This is a genomic window from Deinococcus gobiensis I-0, from assembly GCF_000252445.1.
GTDB classification, from domain to species: Bacteria; Deinococcota; Deinococci; order Deinococcales; family Deinococcaceae; genus Deinococcus; species Deinococcus gobiensis.
Window position 1 is genome coordinate 1,060,475 of record NC_017790.1, and the last position, 16,726, is coordinate 1,077,200.

Sequence of the window (16,726 nt, forward strand, 5' to 3'; positions counted from 1 at the left end):
TCACTTCCCTCAGTCCTGGTCTGCCGGGACGGTTTCCGGCTTCGTCCGTCCATCCGGGGCGCGCGTCGCCCCCCGCCGGTGCCGCCCGCCTTTCGCGCCCCTGCCCTGCCTCACGGAGCCTGCCCATGTTGCCCGACACCGACCCCCTGCACCGCCTGACCGCCCCGGAGCGGCCCGCGACCCTGGACCTCGCGGCCATCCGCGCGCGGCACACGGCGCTGCTGCTCCGGCGGCTGTGGGACGGCGACCGGGCGCGGGTGGACCTCGCGCAGGAACTGGGGCTGTCGCGCAGCGCGGTGAGTTCCATCGTCTCCGAACTCATGGCGGTGGGGCTCGTGCAGGAACTCGGCACCCGCAGCGGCAGCCGCTCGGGCCGCCGGGCGACCATGCTGACCCTGAACGTGCGCGCCGCCGCGCTGCTGGCCGTGGACCTGGGGGCCAGCCACGCCCGCGTGGACCTGCTGGACCTGCGCTGCCGCACCCTGGCGACCCGCACCGTGCCCCACGACATCCTCAGCGGCCCGGCGGCCACCTACGGTCTGCTGGCGCGGCTGTGCGGACTGGTGCTGGCCGAGGCGGGTGTGGCGGCGGGCGAGGTCGCGCTGGTCGGTGTCGGTGTGCCGGGGCCGGTGGACTACGCCACGGGCCGGGTCGTGCAGCCCCCCAACATGCCCGGCTGGGACGGCGAGAATGTCGGTGAAGCCCTGCGCGAGGCCCTGGGGTACGGCGTGCTGGTGGACAACGACGCCAACCTGGGCGCGCTGGCCGAGGCCCGCTTCGGAGCGCACCGGGGCGCGAGCGACCTGATCTACGTCAAGGCGGCGACCGGGATCGGCGCGGGCATCCTGCTGGGCGGGCGGCTGCACCGGGGCGTGCGCGGCGGGGCCGGCGAGATCGGGCATATCAGCATCAACGAGCGCGGGCCGGTGGGCCGCAGCGGCAACCCCGGCAGCCTGGAGAGCTACGCCGCCGCCCAGGTGCTGCTCGCCCTGGCCGCCGAGCTGCGCGAGGGCCGCCCGAGCGCCCTGCCCGCCGTCCCCACCCTGGCCGACCTGACCCGGCTCTCCAGCAGCGACGCCGTGGCCCGCGACGTCTGGCAGGCGGCCGGGCACCACGTGGGCGTGGCGATCAGCACGGTCCTCAACCTCTTCAATCCGTCGGCGGTCGTGATCGGCGGCCGGCTCGCGCTGGCGGGCGAGGTGTTTCTGGAGGCCGTGCGCGACACCGCGCTGGCCCGCACCCTGCGCATCAATGCCGGGGGCGTGCGCCTGAGCCTGACCACCCTGGGCGAGAACGTGGGCGTGCTGGGGGCCGGGGCCATGCTGCTCGGGCACCTGCTGACCCCGGCCGGGCTGCCGCACCTGTACGCCGTCTCGGCGCGGCGCGCGGCCCAGCCGCAGTGCGCGGGGGCCGGTGCGCCCGCCCCGGTCCTCGCGGCGTCGGTGGCGCTGGGCAGTGCCCCGGCCCCCGCCGCACGGTCCACCGGTCCCCCCAGCGCGGGCGCCCTGGCCGGACCGGCCCCGCCCACGGCCCCTCCCTCTCCTTCCTGACCACTTCCCACTCCGTATCCGCTTCTCGTGCCGCCCCGCGTTTTTCCGCCCCTCTTTTCCCTGTTCTGGAGGCTCCACCGTGCGTACCCCCAAAAAAGCCCTGATGCTGGCCCTCGCCCTCGCCACCGTGTCGAGCGCCTCGGCGGCCGGCAAGCTCGAAATCTTCTCCTGGTGGTCCGGCGACGAAGGCCCCGCCCTCGACGCGCTCGTCAAGCTCTACAAGCAGAAGTACCCCAGCGTGACCGTGGACAACGCGACCGTCTCGGGCGGCGCGGGGACGAACGCCAAGGCGGTGCTCAAGACCCGCATGCTGGGCGGCACGCCCCCCGACTCGTTCCAGGCGCACGCCGGCCAGGAACTCATCGGTACCTGGGTCGTCGCCAACCGCATGGAAGACCTCAGCAGCCTGTTCAAGTCTGAGGGCTGGACCAAGGCCTTCCCCGCCGACGTCGTCAAGCTCATCTCCAGCAAGGGCGGCATCTGGAGTGTTCCCGTCAACGTCCACCGTTCCAACGTGTTCTGGTACAACCCGGCCAAGCTCAAGGCGTGGGGCGTCACCGTGCCCAAGACCTGGCCGGAGTTCCTGACGACCTGCACGGCCCTCAAGGCCAAGGGCGTGGCTGCGCCGCTGGTCGTGGGCGAGAACTGGACCCAGCAGCAGCTCTGGGAAAACGTGATGGTCGGTACGCTGGGTGCGGACGGCTGGAACAACCTGTGGAGCGGCAAGCTCAAGTTCACGGACCCCAAGGTGGTGGGGGCGTTCACGACCTTCGGCAAGGTCATGGACTGCACCAACAAGGACGCCTCGGGCCTGAGCTGGCAGCAGGCCAGTGACCGCGTGATCGACGGTACGAGCGCCTTCAACCTGATGGGCGACTGGGCCGCCGGCTACTTCACGACCACCAAGAAGCTCGCCCCCGGCACCGGCTTCGGCTGGGCCGCCGCCCCCGGCACCACCAAGGTCTTCGTGATGCTGGCCGACTCCTTCGGGCTGCCCAAGGGCGCCAAGGACCGCGCCGAGGCCATCAACTGGCTCAAGCTGCTGGGCAGCAAGCAGGGCCAGGACACCTTCAACCCCCTCAAGGGCAGCATCGCCGCGCGCCTCGACAGCGACCTGAGCAAGTACAACACCTACTCCAAGAGCGCCGCGACCGACTGGAAGAACAGCCGCATCGTGGGCAGCATGGCGCACGGCGCGGTGGCCCCCGAAAGCTTCACCAGCGCGTTCGGGGCGATCATCGACCAGTTCGTGGCGGGCAAGGACAGCAAGGGCGCGGCCGCCGCGTCGCAGCAGCTCGCCGACAAGGCCGGCATCGGCAAGTAAGCCCCCTTCCGGCCCCCACCGCCCCTGACCGGGCGGCCGGCCGGCGCGGTACGTGAGGCGCGGACGGCGAGAGGCGGTCCGCGCACCACGTACCGCTTCGCCGCGTGCGTCTGGAAGCGGCTCCAGCCCCCAGGCCGCACCTCCGCCTCTTCCTTCCGGCCCGGCGTCTCCGGCCGGGATCCCTTTTTCCGGAGCCGTGGTTCCGAGGAGGTCCCCTTTGAAAGGTTTGACCAAAGACCGCCTGTGGGCCCTGGCCGTATTGCTGCCCAGCCTGATTCTGGTCGGCATCTTCGTGTACGGCTTCATCGGCCGCACGGTGTACGTGAGCATGACCGACTGGGGCAACGACCCCGCGCAGGCCCTGGCCGCCAACCCGATCATCCGCTGGACGGGTCTGGACAACTACCGCGAGCTGTTTACCGGGTTCCTTCAGGGCCGTTTCCGGCAGGAACTCGTGAGTACCGTGTTCTTCACGCTCTTTTTCATTCTGGGCTGCCTGGGGCTGGGCCTGGGCCTCGCGCTGGTCCTCGACCGCAACCCCAAGGGCGAGGGGCTGTGGCGCACCATCTTCCTGTTCCCCATGAGCCTGAGCTTCATCGTGACCGGCACCATCTGGCGCTGGATGCTCCAGCCGCAGGGCGGGGTGAACCAGGCCCCGACGCTGTTCGGTGCCCCGTCCTCCACCTTCGGCTGGCTGAGCAGCACCGACGCCATCTGGAAGTTCGACTGGAACAAGCTGCCCCTGATCACGGCGGCGGTCGTGGGGGTCGTGCTGGCGGTCATCGCCTTCCGCGCCTTCTCGTCGGGGGAACGCACGCGCGCCCTCGTCGCCACGGCCTGCGCCGCGCTGCTGTTCGGCTGGGCGCTGTTCGTCGGGCCGAACGTGAAGCTGCTCGCCGCGCCCGAACTGCACGGCTTCAACCTCGCCCTCATCGGCATCGTGATCGCGGCCGTGTGGCAGATGAGCGGCTACACCATGGCGCTGTACCTCGCGGGCCTGCGCGGCATTCCCGAGGAATTGCGTGAGGCGGCGCGCGTGGACGGCGCGACCGAGTGGCAGATGTACGGCCGCGTGATCTTCCCGCTGCTCGCCCCCATCACCCTGTCGGCCATGATCATCCTGGGGCACATCAGCCTCAAGATCTTCGACCTCGTGTACGCGATGGCCGGTCCCGACAACACCTTCACCAGCGTTCCGGCGCTGAACATGTACCTCACCAGCTTCCGTCAGAACCAGTTCGCGCTCGGCGCGGCCATCGGCACCATCCTGCTGATCTTGGTGGCCTTCGTGATCGTGCCGTACCTGAGCAGTTCCTTCCGTACCGAGGAGGGCCACGCATGAGCGCCCCCGCATCCTCCACCGAGCGTCCCGGCCTCGGCCGCGCGGGCATGTACCTGCTGCTGCTGCTCGCCACGCTGTTTTTCCTGGTGCCGATCTACCTGCTGTTCGCCACCGCCTTCAAGAGCCCCGACGCCATCAACCTGGCGACGGCCTGGCACTGGCCCTCGGCCCTGAACTGGGCGAGCTTCTCCGACGCCTGGGCCAAGATCGGCGGGAACATGGGCAACAGCCTGTTCCTGGCCGTGGTCTCCACGCTGCTCGCGGCCATCCTGGGCAGCCTGAACGGCTACGCGCTCGCCAAATGGAAGTTCAGGGGCGCCAACACGCTGTTCGCGCTGATGCTCTTCGGGATGTTCATTCCCTATCAGGCGATCCTGATTCCGCTGTTCCAGTTCATCAAGTCGCTGGGTCTGTACGGCAGCGTGTGGGGGCTGGTGCTGGCGCACGTCGTGTACGGCCTGCCCATCACCACCCTGATCTTCCGCAACTTCTACGCCGACGTGCCCGACGCGCTGGTCGAGGCCGCGACCATCGACGGCGCGGGCTTCTGGCAGATCTACAGCCGCGTGATCTTCCCGATCAGCATTCCGGGCTTCGTGGTGGTCATCATCTGGGAATTCACCCAGGTCTGGAACGAGTTCCTGTTCGCCGCCACCCTGACGAACACGACCTCGCAGCCGGTGACCTACGCCCTGTCGCAGCTCGCGGGCGGGCAGGCCGTGTCGTGGAACCTGCCGATGGCCGGGGCGATCCTGGCCGCGCTGCCCACCCTGCTCGTCTACATCCTGCTGGGCCGCTACTTCGTGCGCGGTCTGCTGGCCGGAAGCGTGAAGGGGTAAACGGGAAGGGGAAAGTGGGGTGTGGGCCGTGGAAACGGCCTGACCTCAGTGCCCACCCGGCCGCGTAGGTACAGGACCATTCAGGAGCAGGCCCCCGCCGCCAGATTGCGCCGGGGGCCTGCTCCTGTTTCCCCTTCCCGCCCGCCGCCCGCCTACAGCTCCTCCAGCCCCGCCAGGAATTCGCGTGCCGGCAGGTCCTCGGGGTCGAAGGCGCGGTCGCCCTCGGGCGGGGCGGTGCCCAGCCCGGCGAAGTCGTACAGGTCGCGGTCGAGGAGGTGGCTGGGGGTCACGCGGGTCAGCGCGCGCAGGATGTTGTTCAGCCGCCCCGGGTGCTCGCGCTCCCACTCGGCCAGCATCCGGCCCACGACCTCGCGTTGCAGGTTGGCCTGCGAGCCGCACAGGTCGCAGGGGATGATCGGAAAACGGGCGGCCTGCGCGTAGCGCACGATGTCGGCTTCAGGCACGTAGGCCAGCGGCCGGATGACCACGTTGCTGCCGTCGTCCGACTGCAACTTGGGCGGCATGGCCTTGAGCCGCGCGCCGAAGAACAGGTTCATGAACAGCGTCTCGAGGATATCGTCGCGGTGGTGCCCCAGCGCGATCTTGGTGGCGCCCAGCCGCCGGGCATGGGCGTACAGCGCGCCCCGGCGCAGGCGGCTGCACAGCGCGCAGGTGGTCTTGCCCGCCGGGGTCTTGGCCTTCACGACGCTGTAGGTGTCCTGATACACGAGTTCGTGCTCGACCCCCAGCGCCGCGAGGTAACGCGGCAGCACGTCCTTCGGAAAGCCCGGCTGCCCCTGGTCGAGGTTCAGGGCCACCAACCCGAAACGGACCGGCGCGCGGCGTTGCAGGTGCAGCAGCGTGTCCAGCAGGGTGTAGCTGTCCTTGCCGCCCGAGAGGCAGACCATCACGCGGTCGCCCTCCTCGATCATGCGGTAGTCGCTGACCGCCTGCCCGGCGAGCCGGATGATCGGCGCGAGCAGGCGGCTGCGCTCGGCAGGGGAGAAGGGGGGGGAAGGGGCAGCGGGGGCGGGCGGGGCAGGGTCCTGGGTCATGGCGAAAAGCGGGCGCAGGCCCGGTCCGGAGCCATGCTAGCGCCCCCCGGCGGGCCGTCCATCCATTGGGTGACGATTCCTCACCGGAGCGGCGCTTATCCTGGGGGATATGAGTCGCCGTTCCCGGCCGGGTACCAAATCACCGGCCCCCTCCAAGCTTCCGGCGAGCGGGTCGCCTGGCACCCCCCCCTCCGGTGCCGGTCCGACCACGACCCGGGCCTCCCGCAAATCGCCGGGACGCGCGGCGCGGGCCACCCGGCCCCCACCGCCCCGGCGGCCCGCCGGTTGCCTGACCTGGGTGTTCCGGGGAGCGGGCACGCTGCTGCTGCTGGGCGCGGCGGCGGCCGGGGGCATGTACTACGCCTGGGGCCGGGACCTGCCCAGCGTGGCCGACCTCGACGTGCTGGAATACAGCGGCCAGACGCGGGTCTACGACCGGACCGGGCAACTGGTGGGTACGCTGACCCCCAGCCTGGGCAGCGGCAACAGCGTGAACCGCGACCTGCTGCCCCTCTCGCAGATCAGCCAGCCGCTGCGCAAGGCGGTCGTGACCAGCGAGGACCGGCGTTTCTACGAGCACCACGGCGTGGACTACCTGGGCATCGCGCGCGGGCTGCTCAAGGGCCTGCTGCGCAACGACCTGGAGGGCGGCAGCTCCATCACCCAGCAGGTGGTCAAGAACACGCTGCTGTCCGACTACAACCAGGCGCGCACCGTCGAGCGCAAGTTCAAGGAGGCCCTGCTGGCCTACCAGCTCGATCGCGACTTCGACAAGAACAAGATCCTGAACGCCTACCTCAACATCGTGTACTGGGGCGACGGCGGCCCGCGCGACATCGTGGGCGTGCAGAGCGCGGCGCGGGCCTACTTCCGCAAGGACGCCTCGCAGCTCACGCTGGCCGAGAGCGCCTACCTCGCCACCCTGATCCCGGCGCCCAACAGCCGCTACCGCGACTTCGCGGCGTACCGGCCCCTGATGCGCAGCCTGCTCGACCGCATGGTGGAGGACGGCCGCGTGACCCGCGCGCAGGCCAACGAGGCCTGGAAGACGCCCATCTACCCGGCCGGGTGGCGCATCGGCTGGAATGCCGACGGCACCGTGCGCAGCGCCGTGCTGGAAAATGCCGACCGCCTGCGCCAGAACCTGGAGGCCACCGAGCAGCGCACCGCCAGCCGTTACGAGTACCAGTCGTACCTCCAGGCCGTCGAGAAGGAACTGCTGCCCAAGGTGGGCCGCCGGGCGCTGTACGGCGGCGGCAAGATCTTCACCGGCATGGACATCCAGGCGCAGCAGTCGGCCGAGCGCGCCAGCCTGAACGCCCGGCTGCCCGACGGCGCGACCCTGGGCGTCGCGCTGGTCAACCCGGCCAACGGCGAGGCCCTGGCGCTGGTGGGCCAGAAGCTGACCGGCGACCGCCCCGGCGACTGGAACAACGCCGTGCAGGCGCGGCGGCAGGTGGGCAGCAGCATCAAGCCGCTGCTCTATACCCTGGCGCTGTCGCAGGGCTGGAAACAGAGCGACACGGTGCTCGACTCGCCCATACAGGGCGACTACCAGCCGCAGAACTACGACGGGCGCTGGACGGGCCGTTTCGTGACCATGCGCTACGCCCTGGACCACAGCCTGAACCTGCCTACCGTGCGCATCGGGCAGGAGGTGGGGATCGACACCTTCGAGGCCAAGCTGCGCCAGCTCGGGCTGACGCCGCCGGCACAGGGGGGCCTGAGCCTGAGCATCGGCACGCTGGAGGCCAGTCCCCTCCAGATGGCCGCCGCCTACGCCGCCTTCGCCAACGGGGGGGTGTACCACGCGCCCAGCCTCGTGCGGCGTTTCGAGGACAAGAGCGGCGCGGCCGTGTACGTGCGCCCGGCCCCGACCGGCGTGCGGGTGTGGGACGCCCAGACCGCGTGGCTGGGGCTGGACATGCTGCGCGGCGTCGTGAACGACCTGACCCCCTATCAGGGTGGGCTGGCGACCAAGGCGCAGATTTCCGGCTGGGAGGTCGGCGGCAAGACCGGCACCACCAACGAGATCAAGGACCTGTGGTTCGCCGGGGTCGCGCCGGGCGTGGCGGGCGCGGTGTGGGTCGGGCGTCAGGAGGGCGGGTCGCTGCCGTCGTGGGCCTATTCGGGCGACGTGCCGACGCCGGTGTGGCAACAGGCGGTCGCGGGCACGCTCGCGGGGCGCAGCCGCACCACCTTCGCCGAGCCGGCGGGCATCACCTACCGGGTGGTGCGTCAGGTGAACATGGCCTTCCGTGAGACCGAGGCCGATCAGGAGCCGGTGGCGCGCGACGGCAGCCGCCGCAGCGCCCCGGTGCAGGTGGTCCGCCCGGACCCCGAACCGGCCGCGCCGCCCGTTCCGGCTCAGCCCGGGGGACGCCCAGGCGGGGGCGACTCCGGCCCTGCCGTCCCAGGACCCGCAGACGGCCGTGCCCGCCCTGCCCCCGCAGCAGACCCAGGAGGGCACGTGGACCGGCGACCCGGCGGGCACGGGAACCGAGCAGACCGGCGCCGGCCAGACGGCACCGGCCCCAGCCTTCACGGACCCGGGCAGTGCCCAGGGCGCGCCGGGCGACAGTGACGACCAGAGCGGCGCGGCCCAGCCCGGTGCCGCGTCGCCGGAGTCCCAGCAGCCCGGTTCCCAGCAGCCCGGCCCCGAGACCCCCGCGCCGGCCGCTGCTCCGGACAACTTCTCGGGCGAGCGCCCGACCGAGGACCAGCTGCCCGAACTGCCGCCGCTGGCGCCGGGGCGCTAGACCCGCCGGGCGCGGATAGGCTAGAGTTGCCGGCCTATGTCGCGCCCCAGCAAGCCTCCCTATGCCCGCAAGAAGACGGACGCGGCGCGCGACCTGCTGCCCCTCAAGGCCGGCATCCAGCCCGCCGTGCCCATCGCAGGCGAGGAGGTCGAGCTGTACAGCGACGGGGCCTGCGATACCACCAAGGGCCACGGTGGCTGGGCGACCATCCTGCGCTACGGCGAGCGCGAGCTCGTGCTGAGCGGCAACGAGGAGGACACCACCAACAACCGCATGGAGCTGCGCGGCCTGCTCGAAGGCCTGCTGACCCTCAAGCGGCCCTGTCAGGTGCGCGTGGTCACCGACAGCCAGTATCTGCGCAAGGCCTTCACCGACGGCTGGATTCTCAAGTGGCAGCGCAACGGCTGGAAGACGGCGGGCGGCGACCCGGTGAAAAACCGCGACCTGTGGGACGAGCTGATCGCCCAGGCGGGCAAGCACGCCCTGACCTTCGTGTGGGTCAAGGGCCACGCCGGGCACGGCGAGAACGAGCGGGTGGACGTGCTGGCGGTGCAGGAACGCAAGAAGCTGCGCGCGAAGTGAGCCGCGCCCGGACCCGGACCTTTCCGGTGGCCGAGCATGAACGCCGCTTGCTCCGCGCCGGGAACCCGGCTCACCCCCGCCGCGTACCCTGAAGACGTATGGCTCCGCATGTCACCACTGTGCTGACCGTGGCGCGCGCCGGCGCAGGCGTGGTGCGCTACCTGATCCGCCCCGCGCGCCGCGCCGCCCTCGATTTGTCCGTCAACGGGCAGGACCCCTGGTTGGAGGCCCGGGCCCCGGCCCGGTTGCGGCGCGGAGCGAGTGTGGCCCGGCGCGGCCTGGGGCTGGGCGTGCTGCTCGTGCTGGCGCTGCTGGGCACCTCGGTGCTGGGCACGGTCGCGGTGTTGCTGGGCATCGGGGCGGCGTCGGGCAGCGCGGTCGCGGGGTGGCTGCTGGCCTTCACGCTGCTGCTGGGGCTGCTGGGCACCTTCTGGACCGGCCGGCGCGCCCTGAACCTGTTGCGGGCGGGGCGCACCCTGCCCCCCGACGTGGACCGCGCGGGTCCTGCGCCCGCCGTGGCCGACGAGGCCGGGCTGCTGCGGCTGCTGCGCCAGCACGAGGGCGCGCTGAACGGCCCGGCCCGCAGCGCCTTTCGCCGCACGCTGCTCGCCACCCGCGACGCGCTGCGGCTCGCGGAGGACGAGCCGACCCTGTCGCGCGACACCTACGACGTGCAGCAGGCGGCCCGCGAGGACCTGCCCGAGCTGATGGCCGCCTACCGCGCCGTGCCCGCCAGCCGCGCCTCGGACGATCAGCTGCTGGAACAGTTGCGCCTCATCGAGACGCGGGTGCAGGAAGTCGGGGCCCGCCGCGCGGCGCAGCGTCAGCGCATGCTGGGGGCCCACGGCCGATACCTGAACGGCAAATACCGGGGCGAGCCGGAGGAGTGACGCCGGGCGACTTTGTGCCCGCGCCCGTTCTTCTTGCGGCACACTGGTCCCGATGCGCCGCCTCGCCCTGCTTCTGCTGCCCGCCCTGGGCCTCGCCAGTGTCGCCGCCGCCCAGGAGGCGCCCGCCCTGAGCATTCCACTGAATGCCGAGACGCTGCGGGGGGTGCCCGTCACGACCGGCGTCTTTCCGGCCGATCAGCTCTACAAACGCGACGTGCGGGTACAGGCCTACCGCCTCGACGACGTGCTGGGACGCAACGTGGCCGACCTGGCGCGGCTGGCGGCGGCGGGCTACACCGTGACCTTCCTGTGCTCGGACGGCTACGCGCCCAGGGCCAAGCTGGCCGACCTGCTGGGCCGGGGGGGCCTGCTCGCCTTTGCCGACGCCGAGGCGGGCGAGGCGCGCTGGGCGCCCGTGTCCTACCGCGACAAGCCCCTGAACGCCGAGGCGGTCGGCAACTACCTGAACTGGCCGGGCGGGGCCGCCAGAAAGCCGGTGCCCTGGGGCGTGGTGACCCTGGAACTCAAGCCCGGAAACTGATCCGGACCGCTGCTGGTCCAGCGCCAGCAGACTCCGGGGAGGGGAGACCCCGCCGGCCCTGGCCCTCAGACTCGCGTCACGCCGCGCGCCTAGGCTGGGGCATGCCCCGACGCACGCTGCTCGCGCTGGCCCTCGCGCTGGGAACCCTGGTTCCCGCCCTGGCCCAGGAACTGCCGCCCCTCTCGCCCGCCCCGGCCGGGCCGGTCCAGACGGCCCCGGCGGTTCCGGCCGCGACCGCGCCCGCCGCGCTGGAGGGCGTGCGCGCGGCCCTGAGCGCGCCGCGCAGCGCCGCCGGTCCCCTGAACCTCACCCTGACCCTGCGCAGCGGGCGCAGCGCCCCGGTCGCCCTGAGCGTGCCGCGCGACAACGACCAGAACTGCGTGACCGCCCCGACCGTGCGCGTGCTGCGGGTGGGTACCCGCGAGGTCGTGTACCCCCCCCTGGGCGCCGAGCCCAGGCTGTGTGCCCAGGACCTGCGCAGCGACACGCTGGGCGCGGGCGAGACGCTGACCTACACCCGCACGCTGGACTTGCCGGCCGGCGAGTACATGGTCGAGGGCTGGCTCACGGGCTTCGCCGACGACCTGCGCGTGAAGGTGCCCGCCCAGCCGCTGCGGGTGACGGTGAGGTAGGCGGTCTGGGCGGGACGCCCCGCCGCTTACCCGAAATACCCCAGCAGGTCGATCAGGGTGCGGGCGTAGTCGTCGGGTTTGATGCCGCGCTTCTCCAGCTTCACCGAGGGCGGGAAGGTCGCCACCTCGGTCTTGTGCGGGAAGCGCTTGAGGCCCGCCGCGTCGTAGTCGAGCTTCTTGTACGCGAAGGTGATCTGGAGCTGCGTCATCGTCTCGCCGATCTCCAGCACGCGCCGGGCGACGGCCGTCATGCGCAGCTTGGCGAGGTCGATGAAATTCTGGACCTCCGGGGTGGGCGGCCCGTACTTCTTGCGCAGGTCGCGCTCGACGCGCGAGACGGCCTGGAGGGTCCGCGCCTCGGAGAGTCGGCCGTAGGTGGCGATGCGCGCCTCCTCGTCCTCGCGGCCGTCGGGTCCGGCGAAATATTCGGGCGAGAGCCGCGCGTCCACCGGCAGGTTGATGGACACGCTGGGCGGAGCCTGCACCGGCTCGCCCTTGAGGCGCGCGACCGCTTCGGCCAGCAGCTCGGTGTACACGTCGATGCTCACGGCCTGCACGTGCCCGTGCTGCTCCTCGCCCAGGATGTTGCCCACACCGCGGATCTCCATGTCCTTCTCGGCCAGCAGGTGCCCGGAGCCGAGGTCTTGCAGGTCCGCGATGGCCCACAGCCGCCGCTGCGCGTTCTCGGTCATGCGCGGCGGGTAGAACAGGTAGGCGTAGGCCGTCTGCGCCCGGCGCCCCACGCGCCCCCGGAGCTGATAGAGCTGCGCGAGACCCAGGCGGTCGGCCCGCTCGATCAGGATGGTGTTCGCCTCGGGGATGTCCAGGCCCGTCTCGACGATGGTCGTCGAGAGCAGCACGTCGAAGGCCCCCTGCTCGAAGCCCATCATGATCTCTTCGAGTTCCTCCTCGTTCATGCGGCCGTGCGCCACCCCGATGCGCGCCTCGGGCACGAGGTTGCGCAGGTACAGGCTGCGGGCGCCGATGGAGGCGATGCGGTCGTGGATGTAGAAGACCTTCCCGCCGCGCCCGATCTCGGTCATGATCGCGTCGCGCACGGTGACGGGGTCAAACGGCGTCAGGACCGTCTGGATGGGCCGGCGGCCCTTGGGCGGCGTCTGGATGCTGCTCATGTCGCGCAGGCCCACCATGCTCATGTACAGCGTGCGCGGAATGGGCGTGGCCGAGAGGGCCAGCGTGTCCACCGCCGTCACGTCTCCCGGCACTTCCAGTTTGCCGCCCGCCGTGTCGGGCAGGCCGCGCAGCGCCCGCAGCTTTTCCTTCTGCGATACCCCGAAGCGGTGTTCCTCGTCCACGATGATCAGGCCCAGGTCCTTGAAGGTGATGTCGCCCGAGAGCAGGCGGTGCGTGCCGATCAGGATGTCCACCTTGCCCTGCGCGAGGTCGCCCAGGATGGCGCGCGACTGCTTGTCGCTCGTGAAGCGCGACAGGCCCTCGACGCGCACCGGCAGGCCCCGGAAGCGTTCGACGAAGGTCGAGGTGTGCTGCTCGGCCAGCAGCGTGGTCGGCACCAGGATGGCGACCTGCTTGCCGTGCCCGACGACGCGGTGTGCGGCCCGCAGCGCCACCTCGGTCTTGCCGAAGCCCACGTCGCCCGAGATCAGGCGGTCGGCGGGGTTGGCGGCCTCCAGGTCCTTGAAGGTCTCCTTGAGGGCGGTTTTCTGGTCGGCCGTCAGCTCGAAGGCGAAATTCTCCTCGATCTGCCTGTCCCACTCGGGCTGCGCCCCGAAGCTGTTGCCCGGCGTGACCTGCCGCGCGGCGTACTGCACGAGCAGTTTGGCGGCGACCGCCTCGGCGTTCTTGCGGGCCTTTTCCTTGGCCTTGGCCCAGTCCTTCTTGTCGAAGCTGCTCAGGACCGGCGGGTCGTCGGTGGTGCCGGGGTGGCGCCGCAGTACCGGCAGCTGCTCGATGGGCACGCTCAGGCGCGCGCCGCCCCGGTATTCGAGGTTCAGGTAGTCGCGCGTGACCCCCAGCACCTTGCGCGTCTCCAGCCCCTGGAACTGCCCGATGCCGTGCTCGGGATGAATGAGGTAGTCGCCCACCTGCAAGCCCAGCGCGTCGGTGACCGGCTTGCCCCCGAGCTTCTTGCCGCGCAGCGCCGAGCCGCCCTGGAAGCCGTAGATCAGGTCTTCGGTGAGCACCACCGTCTTGTGCTCGGGAATGACGAAGCCGCCCTCGCCGCCCGCCCGCAGGAAGCCCAGGCCGCCCTCCTGCACACGCGGAATGTTCAGCCAGGGAATCTCGTGGGTGCCGAGCAGCTTGTCGGCCAGGTAGGCGGCGGTGCGGTCGTGACGCACCAGGATCAGCACGCGGTAGCCCGCGCCGCGCCACTCGGTCACGTCGCGTTCCAGGTCGGTCAGGCGGGCGCGGTAGAAGGGCAGGGTCTGGAGGCCGGTGTCGAGGTCGGGCAGTTCCAGCGGCGAGCGGCCGAACACCGTGACCTCGCGGCCCTCCAGGCGCGGCCACAGCGTATCGGTCAGGACCCCCAGCGCCGACGCGAAGAACTCCGGCGAGTCGAGAAAGACGCGCCCCGGCAGGAGGTCGAGCCGGGTGGCGTCCCACCGGACCTCGCTGAGGTAGTCGGTGGTGGGCTCCAGCGTGAAGTGCCCGATCTTCTCGCCGGTCAGCTCACCGGGCGCGAGCTGGCGCAGGGTGTCCACCTCGTCCCCGAAGAACTCGGCGCGGATCCATAGGCCCTCCTCGGCATTCTGAGGCAGGCCCGCGCCCGGCTCCAGGCGCAGCTCCAGCGTGTCGCCGCGCAGCTCGAAGCCCGGTTCCTCACCGCGCTCGTAGCCCAGTTTCTCCAGGCGGCTCAGCAGCTCCTCGCGCGGCAGGCTGCGGCCCACCGCCAGCGTCAGGGCATGGTCCTCGGGGCGCGAGGGAAAGAGGTCGAGCGCCGTGTTCACGTCCAGCACGACGTGTTCGTGCCGGGTGTCCCAGTCGCGCAGGCCCGGATTCACGCTCACGGGCGCCCCCAGCGCGCCGGCCGAGGCGTAGGTCGCCGCGCGCTCGGGGGTACACAGCAGCACGGCGGGACCGGGGAAGGCCGCGAACAGCGCGGCGCGGGCGACCTGCGGCAGTTGCAGCAGATTGCCGGCCGGGGCCGGGGGCAGCAGTTTGGAAAGGTTGGGCGCGGCGACCGTCACCCGAGGATTGTACGCGGGCCGCCCAAACGAGACAGAGAGGGGCCAGACAGAGAGGGCAGAGACGGTCGGCCTTCACCGTCGCGCGGCGCGGCCGGGCGGGGGCCGCCTAGCCAGGATGGACGCTCAGCCAGGCCTGGGCCAGGGTCAGCAGGCCGATCACCACGAACAGGAGCAGGGGAAGCCAGCGGCGCAGCCAGAGGCGGGTCTTGTCGTTCATGGCCGTAGTTTCGGGGATAGGCGGGCCGGGGGTGGAGTCGGGGCGGCGGTGTGGGTGTGGGCGGGGGGATGACCAGGCGCGCGGCGGTCCTCAAGCTCTAGAGCCCGGCCTCGGCCAGCGCCGCGATCTCCAGCGTCCGGGCGGCGCTGGCCGGGTCGCCGTCTTCGCGGTGCCACGCCGCCGACAGGGCGGCGTAGGCCAGGGCCCAGGCCAGCAGCCGGGAGCGCTCCAGCCCCGCGAGGTCGGCCACCAGCGCCGCCTGCCGGGTGAGGCGGCCGGGCCGCGCGGCGAAGTCGAGGTCCGGATTGCAGAAGATGTTGGCGTAGTCGAAGCCCCGCTCGCCGATCAGGCCCTTGGGGTCGATGACCCGCCACTCGCCTCCGGCCCCGCGCCGCACGTTGCCGTGGTGCAGGTCGCCGTGCAGCGGGCGCAGGTCCTGCGGCGTGCCCAGCAGCGCCTGGGCACGCTCCCAGGCCCGCGCGTACAGGCCGCCCTGCGGCGCGGCGGCTTCCAGACTCCGGAACCGGGTGCGCAGGGAGGGCAGTGCCGGCCAGGGCTGCGGGCGGGGCCGGTGGAGCCGGGCAGCGACGGCGCACAGCACGCGGGTGGCCCCGTCGTCGTCGCCCGCCGGGGGCAGGCCGGTCAGGTCCCCGCCGGGCAGGGTTTCCATCAGCAGGGCCGGGCCGCTGTGGGCATACACCCGCGCCGCGCCCCCGCCGTCCAGCCAGACCATCAGGCGGTGACCGGTCTGTTCCTCGGCGCTGTGGGCGAGCTTCAACATGGCGGGGCGGCCCCCGGCGCGCACCGGCAGCAGGTCGCTGCTGGGGGTGCGCCGGGGTGGACCGTCCGGGGTCAGGTTCCAGCGGCGCAGCCAGGGCGTGAACACCTGCCCAGTCTGCACCTTTCGGAGGATGCGGCCCGTAGCGTGGGGCGGGTTACACTCGGCGGAGATTATGGACTGGTTCTACGCCATCGTATACGGAATCGTGGAGGGCATCACCGAGTTTTTGCCCATCAGTTCCACCGGTCACCTCATCCTCGCGGGCAACCTCATGGGTGTGCCCTGGCCCAAGGAGGTCAAGGACACCTTCGAGGTGGTCATCCAGGGCGGCGCGATCCTGGCGGTGCTGGCGTACTACTGGCGCGACTTTCTCAAGATCCGGCACATCGGCAGCGACCGGGGCCAGCAGCGGCTGTGGCTGGGCGTGGTCGTGGCCTGCATTCCGGCGGTCGTGCTGGGCCTGCTGTTCGGTGACGTGATCAAGGCGAACCTGTTCCGGCCCAGCGTGGTCGCCTGGGCGCTCATCGTCGGCGGGGTCATCATGTGGCTCGTCGAGAGCCGGCGCGCCACGCCCAAGGTCCACGACATCGAAACCATCGGCGTGGGCCGCTCGCTGCTCATCGGGGCCGTGCAGTGCCTCGCGCTGCTGTGGCCGGGCTTCTCGCGCAGCGCGAGCAGCATCCTGGGCGGCATGGTGCTGGGGCTCGATCGTCCCACCGCCACCAAGTTCAGCTTTTACCTGGGGGTGCCCACGCTGGGCGGCGCGGCGCTGCTGGACTTCATCAAGAGCCGCGAGATCCTGGGCCAGATCGGCATCGTGAACGTCGTGCTGGGCGCGGCCGTGAGTTTCGTGGTGGCCTACCTCGCCATCGGCTGGCTGCTGCGCTTCGTCTCGACCAACAACTTCAAGGGCTTCGCGGTGTACCGCGTGGTGGTCGGAGCGCTGATCCTGCTCCTGATCGCCACGGGCGTCATGACCAACGGCTCGCTGGCCTGAGCAGGGAAACGCGTGGCCGGAAGGTGCCCCAGTGGCCCTTCCGGCCCTTT

The 16,726-nt window shown here is 71.4% G+C and carries 13 protein-coding genes; 10 read left to right on the plus strand and 3 right to left on the minus strand.

The window, feature by feature from the left end:
- Positions 1-125 precede the first annotated feature (125 nt).
- From DGO_RS04900 to DGO_RS04915, 4 genes are all read left to right on the plus strand, one after another.
- Positions 126-1,550: an ROK family transcriptional regulator gene (locus DGO_RS04900; RefSeq protein WP_145975249.1), complete on the plus strand. Its 1,425-nt coding sequence runs from the start codon at positions 126-128 to the stop codon at positions 1,548-1,550.
- A 103-nt stretch (positions 1,551-1,653) separates the two neighbouring features.
- Positions 1,654-2,874 carry an ABC transporter substrate-binding protein gene (locus tag DGO_RS04905; protein WP_014684377.1) on the plus strand — a complete coding sequence of 407 codons (1,221 nt, stop codon included), beginning with the start codon at positions 1,654-1,656 and terminating at the stop codon, positions 2,872-2,874.
- 217 nt (positions 2,875-3,091) lie between these two features.
- Positions 3,092-4,216 (plus strand): carbohydrate ABC transporter permease, encoded by a 1,125-nt coding sequence (locus DGO_RS04910; RefSeq protein ID WP_014684378.1) that lies wholly within the window; start codon positions 3,092-3,094, stop codon positions 4,214-4,216.
- Entirely contained in the window at positions 4,213-5,055 is an 843-nt protein-coding gene (locus DGO_RS04915; protein WP_043801116.1) for a carbohydrate ABC transporter permease, read from the plus strand. The genes DGO_RS04910 and DGO_RS04915 overlap by 4 nt, the downstream gene beginning before the upstream one ends.
- 152 nt (positions 5,056-5,207) lie before the next feature.
- Here the strand turns inward: DGO_RS04915 and ttcA are convergent, their stop codons facing one another.
- Positions 5,208-6,110, minus strand: coding sequence for a tRNA 2-thiocytidine(32) synthetase TtcA (gene ttcA, locus DGO_RS04920; protein ID WP_043801117.1), 903 nt, complete (start codon positions 6,108-6,110; stop codon positions 5,208-5,210).
- A gap of 109 nt (positions 6,111-6,219) precedes the next feature.
- Between ttcA and DGO_RS04925 the strand changes: the two genes are divergently transcribed.
- The 5 genes from DGO_RS04925 to DGO_RS04945 all read left to right on the plus strand — a co-directional run bounded on the left by DGO_RS04925 (position 6,220) and on the right by DGO_RS04945 (position 11,514).
- A complete protein-coding gene (locus DGO_RS04925; protein ID WP_338032407.1) occupies positions 6,220-8,694 on the plus strand; it encodes a transglycosylase domain-containing protein in 2,475 nt (824 codons plus the stop codon).
- Positions 8,695-8,905: 211 nt separating this feature from the next.
- On the plus strand, positions 8,906-9,451 hold the full coding sequence (gene rnhA, locus DGO_RS04930; protein WP_043801119.1) for a ribonuclease HI: 546 nt from the start codon (positions 8,906-8,908) through the stop codon (positions 9,449-9,451).
- Between the two features lie 98 nt (positions 9,452-9,549).
- A complete protein-coding gene (locus DGO_RS04935; protein WP_043801120.1) occupies positions 9,550-10,341 on the plus strand; it encodes a hypothetical protein in 792 nt (263 codons plus the stop codon).
- Positions 10,342-10,393: 52 nt separating this feature from the next.
- Positions 10,394-10,882 (plus strand): hypothetical protein, encoded by a 489-nt coding sequence (locus DGO_RS04940; protein WP_014684384.1) that lies wholly within the window; start codon positions 10,394-10,396, stop codon positions 10,880-10,882.
- A gap of 101 nt (positions 10,883-10,983) precedes the next feature.
- Positions 10,984-11,514 carry a hypothetical protein gene (locus tag DGO_RS04945; RefSeq protein ID WP_014684385.1) on the plus strand — a complete coding sequence of 177 codons (531 nt, stop codon included), beginning with the start codon at positions 10,984-10,986 and terminating at the stop codon, positions 11,512-11,514.
- Positions 11,515-11,540: 26 nt separating this feature from the next.
- Here DGO_RS04945 and DGO_RS04950 read toward each other — a convergent pair whose 3' ends face one another.
- Complete coding sequence (locus tag DGO_RS04950) at positions 11,541-14,681, minus strand: DEAD/DEAH box helicase (protein ID WP_014684386.1); 3,141 nt, start codon at positions 14,679-14,681, stop codon at positions 11,541-11,543.
- Between the two features lie 314 nt (positions 14,682-14,995).
- Positions 14,996-15,799: an aminoglycoside phosphotransferase family protein gene (locus DGO_RS04955; RefSeq protein WP_226991456.1), complete on the minus strand. Its 804-nt coding sequence runs from the start codon at positions 15,797-15,799 to the stop codon at positions 14,996-14,998.
- A gap of 52 nt (positions 15,800-15,851) precedes the next feature.
- Here DGO_RS04955 and DGO_RS04960 point away from each other — a divergent pair, with 52 nt between their 5' ends.
- Positions 15,852-16,676, plus strand: a complete 825-nt coding sequence (locus tag DGO_RS04960) for an undecaprenyl-diphosphate phosphatase (protein ID WP_014684388.1) — start codon at positions 15,852-15,854, stop codon at positions 16,674-16,676.
- Positions 16,677-16,726 lie beyond the last annotated feature (50 nt).

What these genes read in the sequence shown, in the direction of transcription:
- DGO_RS04900 (WP_145975249.1), top strand. Translation starts at nt 126, where the DNA reads ATGTTGCCCGACACCGACCCCCTGCACCGCCTGACCGCCCCGGAGCGG.
- DGO_RS04905 (WP_014684377.1), top strand. Translation starts at nt 1,654, where the DNA reads ATGCTGGCCCTCGCCCTCGCCACCGTGTCGAGCGCCTCGGCGGCCGGC.
- DGO_RS04915 (WP_043801116.1), top strand. Translation starts at nt 4,213, where the DNA reads ATGAGCGCCCCCGCATCCTCCACCGAGCGTCCCGGCCTCGGCCGCGCG.
- ttcA (WP_043801117.1), bottom strand. Translation starts at nt 6,110, where the DNA reads ATGACCCAGGACCCTGCCCCGCCCGCCCCCGCTGCCCCTTCCCCCCCC.
- DGO_RS04925 (WP_338032407.1), top strand. Translation starts at nt 6,220, where the DNA reads ATGAGTCGCCGTTCCCGGCCGGGTACCAAATCACCGGCCCCCTCCAAG.
- rnhA (WP_043801119.1), top strand. Translation starts at nt 8,906, where the DNA reads ATGTCGCGCCCCAGCAAGCCTCCCTATGCCCGCAAGAAGACGGACGCG.
- DGO_RS04935 (WP_043801120.1), top strand. Translation starts at nt 9,550, where the DNA reads ATGGCTCCGCATGTCACCACTGTGCTGACCGTGGCGCGCGCCGGCGCA.
- DGO_RS04940 (WP_014684384.1), top strand. Translation starts at nt 10,394, where the DNA reads ATGCGCCGCCTCGCCCTGCTTCTGCTGCCCGCCCTGGGCCTCGCCAGT.
- DGO_RS04945 (WP_014684385.1), top strand. Translation starts at nt 10,984, where the DNA reads ATGCCCCGACGCACGCTGCTCGCGCTGGCCCTCGCGCTGGGAACCCTG.
- DGO_RS04960 (WP_014684388.1), top strand. Translation starts at nt 15,852, where the DNA reads ATGGACTGGTTCTACGCCATCGTATACGGAATCGTGGAGGGCATCACC.